The sequence below is a fragment of the Solibacillus sp. genome, assembly GCF_040273735.1.
GTDB lineage: Bacteria > Bacillota > Bacilli > Bacillales_A > Planococcaceae > Solibacillus.
Window position 1 is genome coordinate 1 of record NZ_JBELZM010000004.1, and the last position, 18844, is coordinate 18844.

The following is an 18844-nucleotide window of genomic DNA, read 5'->3' on the forward strand; positions in this document are numbered from 1 at the left end:
GAAGTTGAAATCTATTGTTTGCTTCATTTAAGAAGCTTGTTTCATTAACGTTGCTTGTTCAGTTTTCAAGGTTCATTTTGTTTCGTTTGTCGCGGTAACTCCCGGCGACTTGTATAACTATACAGCCTATTCTATTAAACGTCAACAGTTTTAAATAACTTTTTTTATCTTTTTTATTTGACTCTGTTTTCTTCCTATTTAAAAGTTACCATAATAAATATTAAAACTAACCGATAAAATCCATATCTTTTACTCTATTCTAGTCAAACCCAATAAATAAAATCTCATTCTTACCACTTATCATAAGCTCACCTATATAAACGGAGAAATCAAAAAACTCCAATCATTCAAAATCCCAGCCTCAGCTTTGGAACCTTCGAATATTTGGAGCATTTTTCACTTTAATAAAATAATTTAAGTTTTTTGAATTACTTCCAGCTCTTCAACTTGCCGATATTTACCTTGGTAAAATAATAATGGCTCGCCTTCATTAACTTCGATCAACTTCGGCTTGCCTAAAAAGATTGTATGATCGCCTGCCTCGATTTGTTCAATTACTTCACAAACCGTGCGCATGATTGAATTAGGGATTAACGGAAAATTATCGACGTATTCAAATTCAAAAGGGCTATCTACTTGAATTTGACCTGCGAATCTTTTGGAAACATCGATTTGTTCATACTGTAAAATACTAACACCGAACATATTTGATGCTTTGATTTTATTTAATGTTGCTGCCTTCTGTCCGATTGAAATTGCTACTAATTCAGGCTCCAGCGAGATTGACATAAAACCGTTCGCCGTCATGCCGTGTGGCTCTGCATCATTTAGAGTAGTAATTACAGTCACACCTGTTGCAAATTGTCCCATAGCTTTCCTAAATGAAAGTTCTGTCATCAATTTCTCCTCTTTTCCTGTTATATTGTAACGTTTGATTTTGTTTTCCAGACCGGGTTCGTCCATCCATTTAAATCATAGTCAGACATCGCACTGTCCACGACAGATTTGAAATAGTCCACATTCCCAGTAGCCATACCATGGTATAATGCTTCCAGTCGAATGTTTTCATGGTTGCCTGCATAGTTCACTTCGTATAATTCATGGCGACCACCAAACTCAGACCCGATTGCATCCCATACCATTTTCAATAGTTTCACACGTGATTCAGCATCTACACCTGAGCCGCGATAATACTCATCTAAGTAAGGACGAATTTCAGGATTATTGAAATCAGCTGCACTTGATGGTAGCTGAATCAGACCTCCCGCAACTACTTGTTCGAAAATATGAACGACCTTTACCCATACTTCCGGTGCAAGGACGCGATATGCACTGGCAGCCTCACCATTTGGAACAGCAATTCCGCTCTTCCCTATATCAGGATTAGTAGCCATAGCTGTAGATAAAGACCAAATCATATTTCGCATCGCAACAATTTCACCTATATTTGCCTGAACACCTCTAAATTGATGCGTACCAGAAGACTCCGTTGCCTTTAAAATTAGTCCTAACATAAAGTCCAGTTTAACACCTAAACGCGTACACCCGTGGAAGCTGAAACGATTAACGAAATGTGTGGCCGGCACGAAATTGTTAGAGACTTCAACATTTTTATAAGCTAGAACATCTTCCCATGGGATAAATACATTATCCAAAACAATAACCGCATCATTTTCATCAAAACGGCTTGATAAAGGATAGTCGAATGGAGAACCGTTTACTTTAGCACTAAACTCATATGATTGACGACTGATCATTTTTAATCCCGGTGCATTCATTGGGAGAAGGAAGATCAATGCATGACTCACATCTCCATCACCAAGGGATTTCGGTCCATAGTTAGCGACAAAATTATAATGAGTCAAAGCTGCGGATGTCCCTACCATTTTTGCCCCTTTTACGATAATCCCGTCGTCCCGTTCTTTCACAACACGAACGAAAACGTCTTTATTTTCATGCAATGGTTTTGAACGATCCATTTGCGGATTAATGACCGTATGATTGACAAATGGCAGCTCTTTCGATGCTTTTCGATACCATGCTTTTGCATTCTCTTCAAACCCTACGTAATAATCCGAGTAGGCATTTAAATGGCCGAGGAACGAGGCTTTGTAATCAGGTGTGCGGCCCATAAATCCAAAATTTAATTTAGACCATTCTGCAATAGCATCACGCGCCCCTAATAAATCGTCCGCATTCTTTGGAGTTATAAAAAATTTATGTGTACGGTCACCATACTCATTAATTCCTGTTAATATTGATTGTTTTTCCGGATCATGCAATGAATCATAAAGACGTGAATATGATTTTGCAGAATTTTCATAGGCGGGATGTTCTACGACATTATCAATCTTTTCACCATTCAAATAAACCACACGACCATCATTTAGGCTTTCCAAGTAACTTTTACCAGTATACATAACTTATAACCCCCTTTGATTTAACTTTAGTGTAAATGAGGTAAGCGTTTTCACATATTGCAGTTCATGTCTAAATTTTTCGCTTTCACTAACAGCAAATGCTAGTTTCACAATAAAAAATCATTTAATGACCCGATTGAGTCGTTAAATGATTTATCAATACTAATTTATATTGCGGGGAGATTTAAAACTTTGAGTACTTTTAAATTTAATAAAAGCTGAAATCGGATTTTAGGACATCGTAAATCAATTTGTAATAACTCCTTTATATTTTGTAAACGATACCTGACCCCTCCGACCGATAAATTCGTTAACTTGGCTGTTTTCTCCAAATTACCGCCATTATCTAAAAAATAATAAAGTGTATGCATCAAGTCCTCTTCAGGGAGAATTTCCAGAAGATCTCTTTCTACTATACTTCTAAGTAATTGATGATGTTCCGTGTATAATAATGCTCCCAGTATGCCGATATCCCCGAACTGCATGACCGTCTCATTGGAAGTGGACACTCTTTCAGCAATAATTGCCTCTTTAATAGATTGATTAAGGCATTCCAATGTATTTGTTGTCGAACTTATACCGACACGACAAATAATCGAATCCTGATATTTATCAATTGAATGCAGAAATTTTTCCGGTGCCCCGTCTAAGAGGGGGTCATCAAAAGAAATGGGGACAAAACATAAAACCCCTTGCCCACGCTGAACAATTAATACTTCCAGATTTAGTTTTTTGAAAAAGGTAACGATTTCACGATACACTTTTACAAACATCTGTAAGTTATCATCACTTGATTTATCTTTGTAGTTAAAGGAAATATAGGCAATATGGTAACTTTCCTGCACATAAATATTCAATAATTTCAGTTCCCGTAACAGCTCTTTATAATCCGTAATTTCTCCAATAATAAGCTTTTCGAATAATACGGCTTTCATTCGTTCATTTGCATCGAACATCGCTTTTTTATTGATAAGAACAATACTGCAAATAGTGCTGATTCGCTCGAGTATCATTTTTTCTTCTTCTGTAATGATTTCATCTTTATGATAGAAAAATCCGCAATATTGGAATACTTCCTGATCGACCATTATCGGTGAAATAAGGATTCCCCCGCTGTCCAAACTGATTTTGCGTATCTCCCGGAACTTCCAATTCGCATATTTCTTCTTATATTCCAAAATAAATTTTTCCAGTAGTGCCGATTGAGAGGATGAATAGCAAAGGTCACCTTCAAGATCAAATAAAGCAATCTCTCTTCCTACCAATCGGTTGCATTCCTTTAATATTTCAATTAAATTTTGTTTATTGACGAGCATCTCATTTAATTTATTGTAGATTGTGATTACATTTTTCAGTTGCAGATTTTCCTTAACCATCTTATTCACATCGATTTGTTGCTTCGGTTTTTGCATTGGTATAAAGGTAGTAAGATTTTTTTCCAAATCAAAATTCAATAATAATCCACGCCTTTCAATATATAATTCAATTCCTACTCAATATTTAGAGCCTCAATAAACACCAGGAACATAACCACTTTTCAAAATCGATTTCTGCCTATAATATAAATAAAACCTATCACCCTATCCGGATTTCCAAATAGGATGATAAGCATTTTAGTTTAAGGAGATGCAAATATTTTTCGCTTCTGTAAAGAATTCCATACTGTGACGCCCGCCTTCTCGGCCAACACCGCTCTTTTTGAAACCGCCAAATGGAACACGTAAATCACGAACAAACCAGCAATTCACCCAAATTGTCCCTGCACGGACAGCATGTGACACACGGTGTGCTCGCTTTAGATTTTCTGTCCAAATGACCCCGTTTAAGCCATAATCCGTACTGTTCGCAATCGTTAAAGCTTCTTCTTCCGTATCGAACGGTAAAATCGTTACGACCGGACCAAAAATCTCTTCCTGGCATGTACGTGCATTCGGATCATGATGCAGGAAGATCGTCGGGGCAATGTAGTAGCCTTTCGCCAGATCATCCGATAATTGTAGCGGCTGGTCACCTGTAACCAGTTTAGCCCCTTCTTCCTTGGCTAACTCAATATAATAGTTCACTTTATCATACTGAACTTTACTTACTAACGGACCTGTTGTCGTTTTCGGATCTTGCGGATCACCAACGACTAATGCCTCTGCTGCAGCTTTAAATTTCTCCAAAAACTCATCTAAAATTGTACGCTGCACTAAGATGCGTGAACCGGCTAAACAAACTTGCCCGGAATTTAAAAATGCTGCCTGAATCGACGTCGGTACAGCTTTTGATAAATCTGCATCTTCGAAAATAATATTTGCCGCTTTACCACCAAGTTCGAATGATGTTTTCTTTAATGTATCCGCACCATTTTTAATAATCTGTTTTCCTGTAACAGTCGATCCTGTAAATGAAATCAAATCAATTTCAGGCTGTTCTGTTACCCAAGTACCGACTGTTCTTCCGCTTCCGTGAATCACGTTCACCACACCATCAGGGATACCTGCCTGTTGTGCAATTTCACCAAGCAACGAAACCGATAATGGAGTCAGTTCAGCCGGCTTAATGACAGCTGTATTCCCCGCTGCCAGGCATGGGCCCAATTTCCATGTTGTTAACATGAATGGTGCATTCCAAGGCGTAATCAAACCTGCTACACCAACCGGCTCATATCGTGTATAGTTGATAAAGTTTTCATCCATTGGATATGCTTCATCCCCCTGCTTCTCTACAAAATCTGCAAAGAACCGCAAATTATGGGCAGCACGTGGAATATCGGAGCCTACTGCATGCCGATATGGCTTCCCTACATCCATTGCTTCAAGGCGGGCAATTTCTTCTTTTCGTTCAACGATAATATCTGCCATCCGTCGAATTTTCGCACAACGCTCCGCTAACGGCATTGTACGCCATTCACTCTGTTCAAAAGCTTTACGCGCACTATTGGCAGCTTCCGTAACGTCCTCTTCCGATGCTTCCGAAACAATCGCAATTAACCGTTGATTAGAAGGATCATGTACTTCAAATGTTTTTTTTGTTGCAGACTGTCTGTATTGTCCATTAATAAAATGATTAACCGTTAACACTTCTTTTTCAGTTGTTAGCATCTGTCTCTCTCCTTTTGGCAACGGATTTCCCTGCTATGCCCCAATGTGTTGCAGCCGTTTCCTGTAAATGTACGCGCACGGTTTCCAGTGGCGCATTCAATACATCGCTGGCTGTCTTGCTCAATTGTTCGATAAGGCGCTCTTTTTGCTCAGGTGTACGGCCCTCTAAAATTGTTACTTGGATGAATGGCACTCTGCCGCACCTCCAGTAAATGAAACTGAAATCGTACCTAAGCTTTGGAAACTTGCATGGAAAAAATCCCCCGGTTTTATTGCAATTGCTTCACTAATGGATCCGCTTAAAATTAAGTCACGCGGTTTTAGATGCAAGTCACGCTCATGAAGCTTTTGTGCTAACCATTGAATGCTTATAAGCGGATTTTGCATGACCGCACCGGATGTTGTCGAAGCAACGATTTCTCCATTTTTATAATAAATAACCCCTAATGCATCAATAAAATCGGCATCCAGTTTTATTGGACGGTTGCCCAAAATATACCGACTCGAAGATGAATTATCGGCAATCGCATCTAGTAGTGTAAACTTGAAGCGTTCAAATCGACTGTCAATGATTTCGAAAGCCGGTAAGACAAAATCAATTGCGTCAATTACTTCTTCTAGTGATGGTGAACCTTTTAACGGCTTTTTTAATACGAAAGCGAGTTCAGGTTCCAGTTTCGGATGGATGTAAGGTGTTAAATCATGTTTACCTCCTTCGAATAAGTACATGTTTTTCAAAAGCACCCCATATGACGGTTCATGAACCCCCATCATCTGCTGTTTTGCTTTCGATGTTAGTCCCAACTTCCACCCGATCTGTTCCGTTTGTTCTTGCTCAATTTTTTTATCTACTAGTAATTGCTGGATTTCATAAGCTTCACGTTCTGAGATACCATCTATTTTATTCGCAAACTGTTCAAGTGTTTGCGCATTTTTTTCAGCCCAATACAACTCATCTACAACCGATAATTTCGTTATACTCGTCATATGAATCCCCCTATACAAACTTCACTTCAACCGAACCAATTTGTCCGAAGGCTGCCTTAAAATGATCACCTTTTTTTATTGGTACCGCCGATGTAAATGCGCCAGTTAAAATCACTTCGCCAGCAAGTAGCGGAACATTAAATTGTTGTAATGCGTTCGCTAACCAAACTGCAGAGTTAATCGGACTGCCTAAAACATTACTTCCTGTACCCATTTCAATGAGTTCGCCGTTCTGATACGTATTTAAACCGATTGTTGCTAAGTCAATATCATAAATCGAAAGACGTTGTTCCCCTAATACGACCAAGCCTGACGAGCCGTTATCTGATACCGTATCTTCGAATTTAATTCGCCAGTCTGCAATACGGCTGTCGATTATTTCAAATGCCGGCACAATATAATCAATCGCCAATAGGACATCTAGAGGTGTAATATTAGGACCTTTAATCTCTTCTTTTAAAACGAAGGCAAGTTCTGATTCAACTTTAGGCTGAATCAGGTGATCAATGTTGATCGTATCACCCGATTTGTATAACATATAATCGAATAAATGACCGTAATCCGGCTGATTAACGTTGAACATATTTTGAATTGCTTTACTCGTAGCGCCAATTTTTTTGCCGATTACTTTATGACCCGCCTGTTTTTTTTGCTCTACATAAGCAAGTTGGATTTCATAAGCCTGCTCTAAAGAAATTGTAGGCGCAAGCTGTGTGAACGGTTCAATTGGTACCTTCATCTGCTCAGCTTCCAAAAGCATTGAAGCAAAACCTTGTGCATTTGACATACTATCAGACCTCAACTTTCTTTGTAGATAGTTCCATTGCAACATCGATAATCCAGTCTTCCTGTCCCGCAACGGCATTTCGCTTCCCAAGTTCTTCGATAATACTTACCGCATCTACCCGGAATTTCTCTGCAGCTTTTCTTACGTGTAACAGGAAACTATTGTACACACCGGCATATCCTGATGATAAATTTTCACGGTCAATAAACGGCAAGTAATGCATTTCTGGAGCCACTAATTCTTCCGCAGCATTCATCAGTGTTGAAAGGACGATTGGTGTTTCAATATCCGATTTCATCATTGCTGCAATAAGGACTTCTAATGGTGCATTCCCAGCACCTGCACCTAATCCACGAAGTGTCCCATCAATTAATGTCGCACCATGTTCAATCGCTGTTAACGAGTTGCCAACTGCCAACCCTAAATTATTATGACCATGGAATCCTATATGAATTGACAGTGTCTCTTTTAATGCATGTATCCGTTCAATGACTGTTTTTGGCACTAATGCCCCAGCAGAATCGACGATATATACACCATCTGCACCGTACTCTTCCATTTTCTTCGCTTCTTCCGCTAAACGCTGCGGCGTCGTACTGTGGCTCATCATCAAAAATCCGTAAGCACCTAGATTTTGCTTTTTCGCTTCTTCGAAATATTGTTGTGAAATATTCGCCTCTGTACAGTGAACTGCGATACGGAGTGCATCAATTCCAATATTGGCGGCTTCTACAATGGCAGGACGTGTTCCAATGCCTGGAACGAACAGTGACGCAATTTTAGATTGGCCTTTTACTTTTACAGCAGCCTCAATCAGCTTCATTTCATCGTATTTAGAAAAGCCTTGCTGAATCGTGGAGCCTTGAAGTCCTGCACCATGACTTACTTCGATCAAAGGAACATTCGCTGCCGCTAATTCAACAACAATTTTTTCGACAAATTGCGGGGTAAATGAATGGCTGACAGCATGTGAACCATCACGTAATGTAGTGTCCCCGATTATGATATTGGTCACTTTAAAGCAGCCCCCTTCAGCATATTTTCTGCAATTTTTTCTCCTACTTGTAAAGCCGCAGCTGTCATAATGTCGAGATTACCGGCATATTTCGGAAAATAATCACCCGCGCCTTCCACCTCATTCATAATAATGACCACTTTACGGTTGCCCCAAGGTGTTTCGCGTTCATCGACAATCGGTTGCCCTTTCAATCGGTAACCCGGTACATATTGCTTCACCTTTTGCACGACATCTTCTACAGATTTCTGTAATTGAATTGGATCAATATCGTCTTCCAGTACCGCATAAACGGTATTGTTCATTAAAATAGGCGGCTCCGCTGCATTGATGACCGGCATGGCACGTGCTGATTGTGCACCACCAACTAATTTTGCGGCATTGGCAGTCGTAATCGTAAATTCATCCAAGTTCTGGCGGGTGCCTAAACCGATGGACGGGCTTGAAATCGTAGCGATAATTTCACTGTAAAGCACTTCTGCAATTTGGCTCACTGCATAAACAAGCGGCGTTGTCGCCTGACCGCTGCAGGACACCATATTGATATTCATTTCATTGATATGTTCTTCTATATTAATACTTGGAATAACATACGGACCGATTGCTGCAGGCGTTAAATCAATTGCCACAATGCCTTTTTCTTTTAGAATTTTAGCGTGTTCAATATGGGAATACGCACTCGTGGCATCAAAAACAATTTGGACGGAACCATGGTCGATAACTCCTTTAATACCCTCTGCAGTTGTTGTGATTCCGGCTTCTTTGGCACGCTTTAGACCATCTGAGGCAGGATCAATACCTGCCATCAGAACTAAATCTAAATGTCCATCAGCTTTTAAGATTTTCATCATCAAGTCTGTACCGATGTTGCCGCTTCCTAAAATTGCCACTGGAACTTTAGTCATCTGTTTACCCCCTCTATTCGTTTGTAACTTTTTCAGCGATTTTACCTACACCATATGTCCAGAATGAGTCAGGGAAAGCTGCCCCTATCCAAGTATCTCCGTTACCTGGAACATCGGCCATTTGCCAAGTAATCGTTTTCCAATCCGGGTCAAAGATCAAGTAGCCCGCATCCCCAAACAGCTCGACCCGTAATCCGCTAGGCTCATAGGCATACATACAAAATGCTTGGCTTACCCCATGCTTATTCGGCGGGATCTCAATAAAGTAACCATGGTCTTTCAACAAATCGCCGACTTCGTATAAGTTTTGAGGTACACCATACCAATAGCAAATATGATGCAATTTTCCTTTAGCCCCTGTAGGCTCAGCCATAAAAGCGATTTCATGAACAAGGTTAGAAGCACTAATCCAAGCCCCTACGACAAACTCACCGTCAACTATTTGTTCGCGAAGTTTAAAGCCTAATACTTCAACTAAAAATTCTGTATCGGCTTTCGGGTTCGAAGAGAATAAATTAATATGGTCTAGTCGACGCACTGGTACACCGCGATTTGGACGCTTACTAAATCGGGAAAGTAACTTAGACCTGTTCTCTTCAGGACAATCAAAGTACTCTACCTCCCAAAAGACTTCCATGTTATGCCCATCAGGAGTTGTAAATGCATAAGAAGGTCCATGTCCATAATTTTCGTTTTGCCAACCGATACCATACCCACTCGCCTCAATCGCCTTAACCCGACGCTCTAAAGCTTGTGGAGATGTTGTACGCCATGCTACATGTCCTAAACCTGAATAATCAGATTCAGTAATAATTAAGGAGTATTTATAATTTTCTTCATAAGCACGTAAAAATGTTTGATTTCCAATAACATCTACAACGGCCATACCTAACATTTCCGTGTAAAATTTAATCGATTCCTCCGGCGTGTTAGAAAGTACCTCAACATGTGCGATTTGTGCTACATCAAAGATTGGCTCTACATAATTATTCATGATTAATCCCCCTTGAATGTTATTCTTCGCTCTATTTTCTGAAAAATCGAAATAGAATGTAAATTAATCTTAACTGTTATTTTGTTATATACAACATGAAATTCCCTCCATGCGGGAAAGGTGAAAAATGTTTTTTAGAGAATAATATAAACATAAAATAGAATTTTGATGGAGGCATGCGAATGAAGAATAATGGCGAGCTTAATTCCGTTAAAAACGCCCTTAAAATATTGAAGGCTTTTAAAATAAACGACCATCAAAAAGGCGTGTTAGACCTTGCAGATGAATTGGGGATTAGTAAAAGCAGTGTACATAGACTATTAAAAACACTGGAATCAGAAGGCTTTGTAACAAAAGCTAGGAATAATGCCAAATATGAATTGGGCATGTCATTAATTGAATTGAACTCCATTTATTTAAAACATTTGGATATTTACGATGTGACGTTAGGAAGTATGATGAAACTCATTACGTTAACAGGAGAAACTTCTCATTTAGCCATTTTGAAAAATGATGCCATTGTTTATCTTAATAAATTATCAAACCAGCAAACGGTCGAAGTAGAATCACATATCGGGCATTCAAATTACTTGCACTGTACTGCAAGTGGCCGGGTATTATTGGCTTTCAGCAGCACTACTACGATTAAACGAATTCTCGAACAGCCTTTGGAACGGTTCACCCCCCGCACAATAGTAGATGCTAAACAATTGCAAAAAGAGTTGCAAAATACAAAAGAAAAGGGATATGCAGTTGTACGAGGCGAGTACCGCGCGAATATGACATCCATTGCCGTACCAATAAAAAACTTGCAAAGTAAAGTGATTGCAGCACTGAATTTAGTTGCCCCTACCAATCGGTTAACAGATGAAAAAATAAATTATTATATTAGATTACTTCGTGAAGAATCTGAAAAAATTACGAAGAAGATTGGGTATTTGTCTTTTCAGTGAGGGTTGGGGTTGCCAAATTTTATTGGCAGCAAATTCTTCCATGATCAGCTATATTATAGAGAGGATTAATAGATAGGATGGATGTAATATGAAAAAACAAGTACATGTAGTTGGAGCTATTATCGAAAACGATAAACAGGAAATTTACTGTGCACAACGTAGCCCTCAAATGTCATTGCCAAACTATTGGGAGTTTCCAGGTGGAAAGATTGAGGAAGATGAAACACCACAGCAAGCATTAAAACGCGAGATTTTAGAAGAATTTACTTGTGAAATAGCTATAGGTGATAAAGTTGAAGATACAACTTATGATTATGGTACGTTTATCGTTCGCCTTGAAACATATATGGCTAAAATTGTAAATGGAACACCAGTTGCTTTAGAGCATTCAGATACGAAGTGGGTAAAGCGTGCATCACTCAATGAACTACACTTTGCACCTGCAGATATTCCAGCTGTTGAAAAATTATTAAAATAAGTATAAAGGTGGTGCTTTTATGGAGCAGTTAGTTAAAAAACTTGAAGCCTCTTTACATAAAGGGTTTATCGATCAAACAAAGGCCGTCTCCTCACAGTTTAAACCGAAATTATTATCCAATAAAGCACATGAGAATGTCCTTTCGTCACTTTTACAAGAAATGAAAACATGTAAAACGTTCACCTTTTCTGTCGCATTCATAACTGAAGGTGGATTAGCAACAATTAAAACAATGCTGTATGACCTGGAGAAAAAAGGCATTCGTGGACGTATATTAACGTCTACATTTTTAAGCTTTAATCAGCCAAAAATGTTTAAAGAATTGCTCAAATTAACGAATGTAGAAGTTCGTGTTACCGATGTGAAAGGCTTCCACTCTAAAGGCTATATTTTTGAGCATGACCAACATTATTCTTTAATCGTTGGAAGCTCTAACTTAACGGATAGTGCATTGAAAGCAAACTTTGAATGGAATGTTTATTTAACTTCCCTTGAAAATGGTGAAGTCATCAACCATTTTAAAAATCAGTTTGAACAACAATGGAATAGTGCGATTCCGTTAAATGAAGAATGGATTGCTTACTATCAAATCAATTATGAAAAGCCCGAATTCAATAATAAAGTAGCTTCTCCACCTTTATATATAACGAACCCATTAAAAGAGAGTTTAAAAATACAGCCTAATAAGATGCAAACAGCTGCGCTTGAGCAGTTAAAGCTTCTTCGTCAAAGTGGTGCGAACCGTGGCCTTATCATTTCAGCAACTGGGACAGGTAAAACTTATTTATCTGCGTTTGATGTTCGAAATGCTGCACCAAAACGTATGCTATTTATCGTTCATCGTGAGCAAATTTTGAAAAAAGCGATGCAAGATTTCCGCAATATTTTACTAGGTGATCCGCAAGATTATGGGATTTTATCAGGCAACACAAAAGATTTAAATGCGCGATATTTATTTGCTACCGTTCAAACTATATCAAGAGATTCTTATTTACAGCAGTTTGCTAAAGATCATTTTGACTACATTTTAATTGATGAAGTTCACCGAGCAGGTGCGGAATCGTATTTAAAAATTATGAATTACTTTGAACCTCAATTTTTATTAGGAATGACGGCAACACCAGAACGTACAGATAACTTCAATATTTATGAACTATTTGATTATAATGTGGCCTATGAAATTCGTCTTCAAGCAGCATTAGAAGAAGATATGCTCTGCCCTTTCCACTATTTCGGTGTGACTGACTATGAACTTGATGGTGAACTTATTGATGAAACAGCAGATTTACAAAAGTTAGTTCATCGTGAACGAATCGACCATATTATCGAAAAAATTTCGTATTACGGGTTTTCTGGGGATCGTGTTCGTGGATTAATGTTTTGCAGTACGAAAGAAGAAGCCCATACTCTATCGAACTTACTGACTATGCGCGGATATAAAACGACTGCATTGACCGGAGATCACTCTCAAAAGGAACGCGAAGAAGCCATTGCTAAATTAGAAAATGGTGAGCTGGAATATATTTTAACAGTAGATATTTTTAACGAAGGTATTGATATTCCCTTCATTAACCAAATTGTAATGCTTCGCCAAACACAATCTAGCATCATTTTCATTCAGCAGCTTGGTCGAGGATTACGGAAACATAATGTGAAGGAATATGTAACCATCATTGATTTTATCGGCAACTACAAAAATAACTATTTAATTCCGATTGCCCTATCTGGTGATAAGTCGATGAACAAAGATAATGTTCGTCGCAACACGGTTAATACGGATTACATTCAAGGGGTTTCAACGATTAACTTTGAAGAGATTGCGAAGAAGCAAATTTATGATGCGATAAATAACGCGAATTTATCAACATTAAAAATGTTAAGAGATAGCTATTCTGAGCTTAAAAATCGGATTGGATGTGTTCCAATGCTTAAAGATTTTATTGAACAAAATTCTTTAGATCCCGAAGTCATTATTAGCTATACTCCTACCTATTATGACTTTTTAATGAAGATGAAAGAAGATATTGCTTCTATTACCGATTATGAAAAATCCGTTTTATCTTTCATTGGAAAGGACTTTTTATCAGGTAAGAGAATACATGAAATTTTATTGTTGAAACTTCTTTTAGAAGAAGAAACTATTTCAGAACAAAGTTATCTTTCAGCATTGCAAGCTCAAAATGCTTATATTCATAAAGGTACAATTGAAGGCATTGAAAATGTGTTTTCTTTAAGCTTTTTCGTAGAAGCTGACAATAAAAAATTTGGAAATAAACCTTTAATTATTAAATCGAATTTATGCTATATGTTTAATGAAGAATTGCAACTTTCACTTCAAGATGGAAATTTCAAACAGTACTTCGTTGATTTACTTGAATGTGCCTTTATGAAAAATAATCAATTCAATAATCACGAACCATTTAAACTATATGAAAAATACTCCCGCCGTGAAGTATGCCGCCTACTAGATTGGGAAAAGAACGAGGAAGGTACATTAAACGGTGGTCGTCCGAAAAATGGGGATTTCCCTATTTTCGTAAATTATCATAAAAATGATGAGAACGATCTTGAAACAAACTATATGGATGAATTTTTATCAGACGATACATTTAAATGGTGTTCAACAAAAAATCGTTATGTTGATAAATCAAAGGAAATGCAAATTCTCATTCACTCTGTTGAAAATGGGACAAATGTTTATCTGTTTGTAAAAAAAGACAATGGTGAAGGTAAAGATTTCTATTACCTTGGCCGATGTGCTGTAAATCCAAGTTCTGCAAAGCCAGAAAGAATTTTAGATAAAGGAAAATATTATCCTGTCGTTACAATGGAAATGTTTCTCGAACAACCAATCCAGTACGACATCTACCACTATTTAGTAGAGGAATAAAAAATAAAGCAAGGTGTAACCCAATTTTTGGTCACATCTTGCTTTTTCTCTTGATTATTCTTTGCCTCTAAATATCTCCCGCTTATGCCACTTGAAATATTTCTTATTCTCTTCTACCCTTGCAACGCGCATTTTCTCATGAATCCCGTATTTCACATAATCCATCTGTTCAATTTCAGAGGATATATGGATTTTCCCGGTTCCATCAAACGCGATATAGCCTTGGTCATATAACGCATCATGGTTATGACAGAGCAGAATACCATTGTATGGATCAAGCCGCTCATCATTCGTTGCATCTTTCCATGGTTTTGAATGGCTTGCACGTAATAACCCAGGTAACGAGATACCGCATAGCGCACATTGATTATTCCATAATGGCATCAGTTGCTTTCTAAATTTTTGCTGACCTTTACGGATTTTCACCTTTGCTTCCGCTTCTGTTTCAATTAATACAGGTGCCAGCGTATTGCGTTCTTTTTGTGCGATCAGGCCAATCGCAAATTCTAGCTGTTCTTCATTTTCCTCATAAATATTTGCATCACTCATAAGCTCAAGCAGCTTGATTGCTAGCATTTCATTACAAGGATATAAAAAGCCTTGGTTACCGTCACCATTATGTTGAAATGGCGAATATTTAACTGGGAGTAGTGGCTCGATTTCATTAAAATGTTCTTTTATCGAAATTGGAAAGTGTAGTTCCTCATAAATTGCGGGAAATTGGTGCCCCACCCCACCTGATTGATCAAAAGGATTCACACCTTCACCGCAATCTTCCTGAGCGGTACTGATCGCGACGATTTCCCCTTTAACACAGTGAAAAATCGCATCGCCTTTCTTTACTTCCTTCATCCGCTCCCAAGAATGTGGTGTTTGTCCACTATTATCTAAAATTGAGCACCATACGACCTGCTTTTCCTTCGCCTCATCGTATGTACGCCCTTGCATTACTATATAAAAATTCATACGTACACCTTCGCTTCTTTACTTTCTTTTAGTGTACCATTTTTTTAAATTGATACAGAATTTAAAGCACTTTAGAGTTATTTCTCATTAAATTCCGAGAAAAAATTATTTCCTCACCTAAACAAGTTCTATCAACAATTTTCGAACATTCAAATGTTTATAAATTACATGATTTTTCAAAAAACTCTTGACTTTATTGTTCGATTTTAACATTATAATAACTAATAGATGTTAAAAACGAACAGTTTAGGAGGCGAATATGTTACCTAAAGAACGTAGAGCTTTAATTTTAGAGCATTTAAACGAACATGAGAAAGTTGATATTGAACATATTGCTCATGAATTACAAGTTTCCACTATGACAATCCGACGTGATTTAAGTTATTTAGAAGAAAAGGATAAAGTCATTCGCACTCATGGCGGAGCTGTTTTAAATAAACCATTAGTAAACGAAACTTCTTTTTTAATTAAAGAGAGTAAAAATAATGCGCAGAAGCAGCTGATTGCCCAAATAGCTGCATCACTCGTTCAAGATAACTCAACCATTCTCTTGGATTCGGGAACGACGACAATTGAGATTGCAAAACTTCTAAGTAATAAGAAAAATGTAACCGTTATCACGAATGATGTATATATTGCCTCGGTGCTTATAAATAGCGAAGCAAAAGTCATTATTACCGGTGGCGAGCTTCAAAATAGTGTTGGCGCAATTTTCGGTTCCTTAACTGAAAGCTTATTAAAATCAATTCATGTAGATATATGTTTTTTAGGTGCCCATGCCTTCCATCCGGAAGCTGGAATTATGGCACCTACTTTCGAAAAAGCAGCGATTAAAAGGTTAATGATTGCCGCAGCTGAAACGACGTACTTAGTAGCAGATTCAAGCAAGGCAAATGAAAAGTCTACTGTCAAAGTTTGTGACTTTAGAGATATAAATGGTGGCCTTATTACGGATTATTTAGAAGAAGATCTTCATGTTCAGCTTTGTGAAAAAATAACAATCATTTCTTAATGAAAGGAGCTACCTATGAAAATTGGAATTATTGCAGATGATTTAACCGGCGCAAATGCAACAGGCGTTAAATTATCGAAACAAGGATTTTCAGCCACTACACTAACATCATTTCAAACCCCTCCTACTTTAGGGGCTTTCAATGCTGTATGTGTAGATACAGATAGCCGATATGTTCAACCAGATTTAGCAAAAGCACGTGTTCAAGCAGCCCTGCAAAATTTCCAATACTGGGAAGCTGATTTAATTTGTAAACGGATTGACAGTACGGTACGCGGCAATATCGGATATGAGGTCGATACCATCCTAGAGGCTTTAGGAGAAAAATCTATCGCAATTGTTGTAGCTTCATTCCCTGAATCAGGTCGTATCACATCTGGTGGATATTTATTAGTAAATGGTGTTCCATTGCAGACAACTGATGTCGCAAAAGACCCAGTTAACCCTTTGAAACAGTCATTTGTACCACATATCATTCAAAAGCAAAGTAAGTTTCCTGTTGTTCATATCGGTTTGGAAACAGTACTGCTAGAAGTACAACAACTGACAGATGCAATTAACAAAGAAATTTCCAATGGCAATCGCATAATTGTCCTTGATGCTGTGACAGATGATGATATTGATTGCATTACTGCAGCATTGTTGAAGATTAACAATTATACGTTAGTTCCTGTTGATCCAGGCCCTTTGACAGCAAAATATTCAAAAGCCATCTTAAATCAACAGTCGCAAAATAAGAAAATAGTGGCTTCCATCGGCAGTATTACACCAACTGCCTCCAAACAGATTCAATATTTACTGGAAAAAACAGATGCCTATCCGTATTACATTGATGCAAATCGTTTAACTCATCTAGACGAGAAATGGGATGCGGAAATTGAAGCGATATCACATGAAGCAGTTCAGTTTTTAGACACACATGACGTTTTAGTAATGACGACAAACTCACCACATCAGGACCAACTAAATTTAACTACCATTGCCAATGAATTCGAAACAACCGAAGAACATTTGGCAAAACGCATTGCAGCAGGCATCGGTATGGTCACGATGAAAGTTTTACAAAGTACAAATTACAGTGTTGGTGGCTGTTTCTCTTCTGGAGGCGATATTACTTCGTCCATTTGCACAATTAGTAATGCAGAAGGAATCAAATTGGAAGAAGAGGTACTCCCTTTAGTTGCATACGGTAAATTGATGGGCGGCGAGCTAGATGGCCTTCCTATCATTACAAAAGGCGGTATGGCTGGCGAAAAGGATGCCTTATATAAAAGTATAAAATTTTTAACAAATCATTGTTAGGAGGAACTTATTATGACAACAGAAAAACCAATTATCGCAATTCCAATGGGTGACCCGGCTGGCATAGGCCCGGAAATCACGGTGAAATCATTAACGAAAAAGGAAATTTATGATGTTAGTAAACCGCTAATTATTGGAGATTCAAAAGTAATCGAGCGTGCGATTGCTATCGTTAATGCAGACGTAACAATTAACGAAATCACATCTCCGGAAGATGGCAAATATGAGTTGGGTACAATTGATATCATCAACTTAAATAATATCAATATCGATAAGCTTGAGTACGGTGAAGTATCTGTTCAAGGTGGACAAGGTGCCTTCGAGTACATTAAAAAATCCGTTGAGCTTGCTTTAGCAGGTCAAGTTCATGCTTTAGCAACAACACCAATTAACAAAGAATCGTTAAAAGCTGCACAAGTACCATATATCGGACATACGGAAATGCTTGAAGATCTTGCAGGTTCAAATGACCCGCTAACAATGTTTGAAGTACGCGGCATGCGAATTTTCTTCTTAACGCGTCACTTATCATTAAAGGATGCAATTGGGCAAATGACAAAAGAACGTGTTGCAGACTATTTAGTACGCTGTGATAAAGCATTACAACGTTTAGGTGTAGAAAATAGACGTTTTGCTGTAGCCGGATTAAACCCACATAGCGGCGAAGGCGGACTATTCGGTATGGAAGAAGTAGAAGAAATCAAACCAGGTATTGAGATGGCTGTTGAAGCTGGCATTGATGCAGTAGGTCCAGTTCCTGCCGATTCGGTGTTCTTCCAAGCTTTAAACGGAAAGTATGACGCAGTGCTTTCGTTATATCACGATCAAGGACATATTGCTGCGAAGATGACAGATTTCCATAGAACAATTTCTATTACAAATGGTCTTCCATTCTTAAGAACTTCTGTCGATCACGGCACAGCTTTCGATATTGCAGGTAAAAATATTGCTGAGAGTATTAGTTTAGAAGAAGCAATCAAGCTTGCAGCACAGTACGCACCAAATTTCACTAGCTACAATATGTAATACCATTGGATTCTAGTAGTCAT

At 38.1% G+C, this 18844-nt stretch carries 17 protein-coding genes; 6 read left to right on the forward strand and 11 right to left on the reverse strand.

Features of this window, described 5'->3' with window-relative positions; all coding sequences use genetic code 11:
• Positions 1–414 precede the first annotated feature (414 nt).
• The 10 genes from ABS917_RS05580 to ABS917_RS05625 form a co-directional block, all read right to left on the reverse strand.
• Positions 415–897 carry a flavin reductase family protein gene (locus ABS917_RS05580; protein WP_350478069.1) on the reverse strand — a complete coding sequence of 161 codons (483 nt, stop codon included), beginning with the start codon at positions 895–897 and terminating at the stop codon, positions 415–417.
• A gap of 20 nt (positions 898–917) precedes the next feature.
• Positions 918–2420, reverse strand: coding sequence for a 4-hydroxyphenylacetate 3-hydroxylase family protein (locus tag ABS917_RS05585; RefSeq protein ID WP_350478070.1), 1503 nt, complete (start codon positions 2418–2420; stop codon positions 918–920).
• 167 nt (positions 2421–2587) lie between these two features.
• Positions 2588–3874 (reverse strand): PucR family transcriptional regulator, encoded by a 1287-nt coding sequence (locus ABS917_RS05590; RefSeq protein ID WP_350478071.1) that lies wholly within the window; start codon positions 3872–3874, stop codon positions 2588–2590.
• A gap of 159 nt (positions 3875–4033) precedes the next feature.
• Positions 4034–5506: an aldehyde dehydrogenase gene (locus tag ABS917_RS05595; RefSeq protein ID WP_350478072.1), complete on the reverse strand. Its 1473-nt coding sequence runs from the start codon at positions 5504–5506 to the stop codon at positions 4034–4036.
• Positions 5493–5699, reverse strand: coding sequence for a tautomerase family protein (locus tag ABS917_RS05600; protein WP_350478073.1), 207 nt, complete (start codon positions 5697–5699; stop codon positions 5493–5495). The genes ABS917_RS05595 and ABS917_RS05600 overlap by 14 nt, the downstream gene beginning before the upstream one ends.
• On the reverse strand, positions 5681–6493 hold the full coding sequence (locus tag ABS917_RS05605) for a 2-keto-4-pentenoate hydratase (protein ID WP_350478074.1): 813 nt from the start codon (positions 6491–6493) through the stop codon (positions 5681–5683). Before ABS917_RS05605 ends, ABS917_RS05600 begins: the two co-directional genes overlap by 19 nt.
• 10 nt (positions 6494–6503) lie before the next feature.
• Positions 6504–7280 (reverse strand): 2-keto-4-pentenoate hydratase, encoded by a 777-nt coding sequence (locus ABS917_RS05610; RefSeq protein WP_350478075.1) that lies wholly within the window; start codon positions 7278–7280, stop codon positions 6504–6506.
• 4 nt (positions 7281–7284) lie between these two features.
• Entirely contained in the window at positions 7285–8295 is a 1011-nt protein-coding gene (gene dmpG / locus ABS917_RS05615) for a 4-hydroxy-2-oxovalerate aldolase (protein ID WP_350478076.1), read from the reverse strand.
• Complete coding sequence (locus tag ABS917_RS05620; protein ID WP_350478077.1) at positions 8292–9200, reverse strand: acetaldehyde dehydrogenase (acetylating); 909 nt, start codon at positions 9198–9200, stop codon at positions 8292–8294. The genes dmpG and ABS917_RS05620 overlap by 4 nt, the downstream gene beginning before the upstream one ends.
• 13 nt (positions 9201–9213) lie before the next feature.
• On the reverse strand, positions 9214–10194 hold the full coding sequence (locus ABS917_RS05625; protein WP_350478078.1) for a catechol 2,3-dioxygenase: 981 nt from the start codon (positions 10192–10194) through the stop codon (positions 9214–9216).
• 182 nt (positions 10195–10376) lie between these two features.
• Between ABS917_RS05625 and ABS917_RS05630 the strand changes: the two genes are divergently transcribed.
• The 3 genes from ABS917_RS05630 (at position 10377) to ABS917_RS05640 (ending at position 14515) form a co-directional block, all read left to right on the forward strand.
• Positions 10377–11147 (forward strand): IclR family transcriptional regulator, encoded by a 771-nt coding sequence (locus ABS917_RS05630; protein ID WP_350478079.1) that lies wholly within the window; start codon positions 10377–10379, stop codon positions 11145–11147.
• A gap of 88 nt (positions 11148–11235) precedes the next feature.
• Positions 11236–11625 carry a (deoxy)nucleoside triphosphate pyrophosphohydrolase gene (locus ABS917_RS05635; RefSeq protein ID WP_350478080.1) on the forward strand — a complete coding sequence of 130 codons (390 nt, stop codon included), beginning with the start codon at positions 11236–11238 and terminating at the stop codon, positions 11623–11625.
• Between the two features lie 19 nt (positions 11626–11644).
• Complete coding sequence (locus ABS917_RS05640) at positions 11645–14515, forward strand: DEAD/DEAH box helicase (protein ID WP_350478081.1); 2871 nt, start codon at positions 11645–11647, stop codon at positions 14513–14515.
• A 54-nt stretch (positions 14516–14569) separates the two neighbouring features.
• On the opposite strand, the gene ABS917_RS05645 is transcribed toward ABS917_RS05640, so the two are convergent.
• A complete protein-coding gene (locus ABS917_RS05645) occupies positions 14570–15481 on the reverse strand; it encodes an HNH endonuclease (protein ID WP_350478082.1) in 912 nt (303 codons plus the stop codon).
• Positions 15482–15740: 259 nt separating this feature from the next.
• On the opposite strand from ABS917_RS05645, the gene ABS917_RS05650 reads away from it, so the two are divergent.
• From ABS917_RS05650 to pdxA, 3 genes are read left to right on the forward strand one after another with little or no spacing between them, the layout of a single operon-like run.
• Positions 15741–16493, forward strand: coding sequence for a DeoR/GlpR family DNA-binding transcription regulator (locus ABS917_RS05650; protein WP_350478083.1), 753 nt, complete (start codon positions 15741–15743; stop codon positions 16491–16493).
• A gap of 15 nt (positions 16494–16508) precedes the next feature.
• Positions 16509–17795, forward strand: a complete 1287-nt coding sequence (locus ABS917_RS05655; RefSeq protein ID WP_350478084.1) for a four-carbon acid sugar kinase family protein — start codon at positions 16509–16511, stop codon at positions 17793–17795.
• Positions 17796–17807: 12 nt separating this feature from the next.
• The gene (gene pdxA, locus ABS917_RS05660) at positions 17808–18821 is read left to right on the forward strand and encodes a 4-hydroxythreonine-4-phosphate dehydrogenase PdxA (RefSeq protein WP_350478085.1); all 1014 of its coding nucleotides are present in this window, start codon (positions 17808–17810) and stop codon (positions 18819–18821) included.
• Positions 18822–18844: the final 23 nt, after the last annotated feature.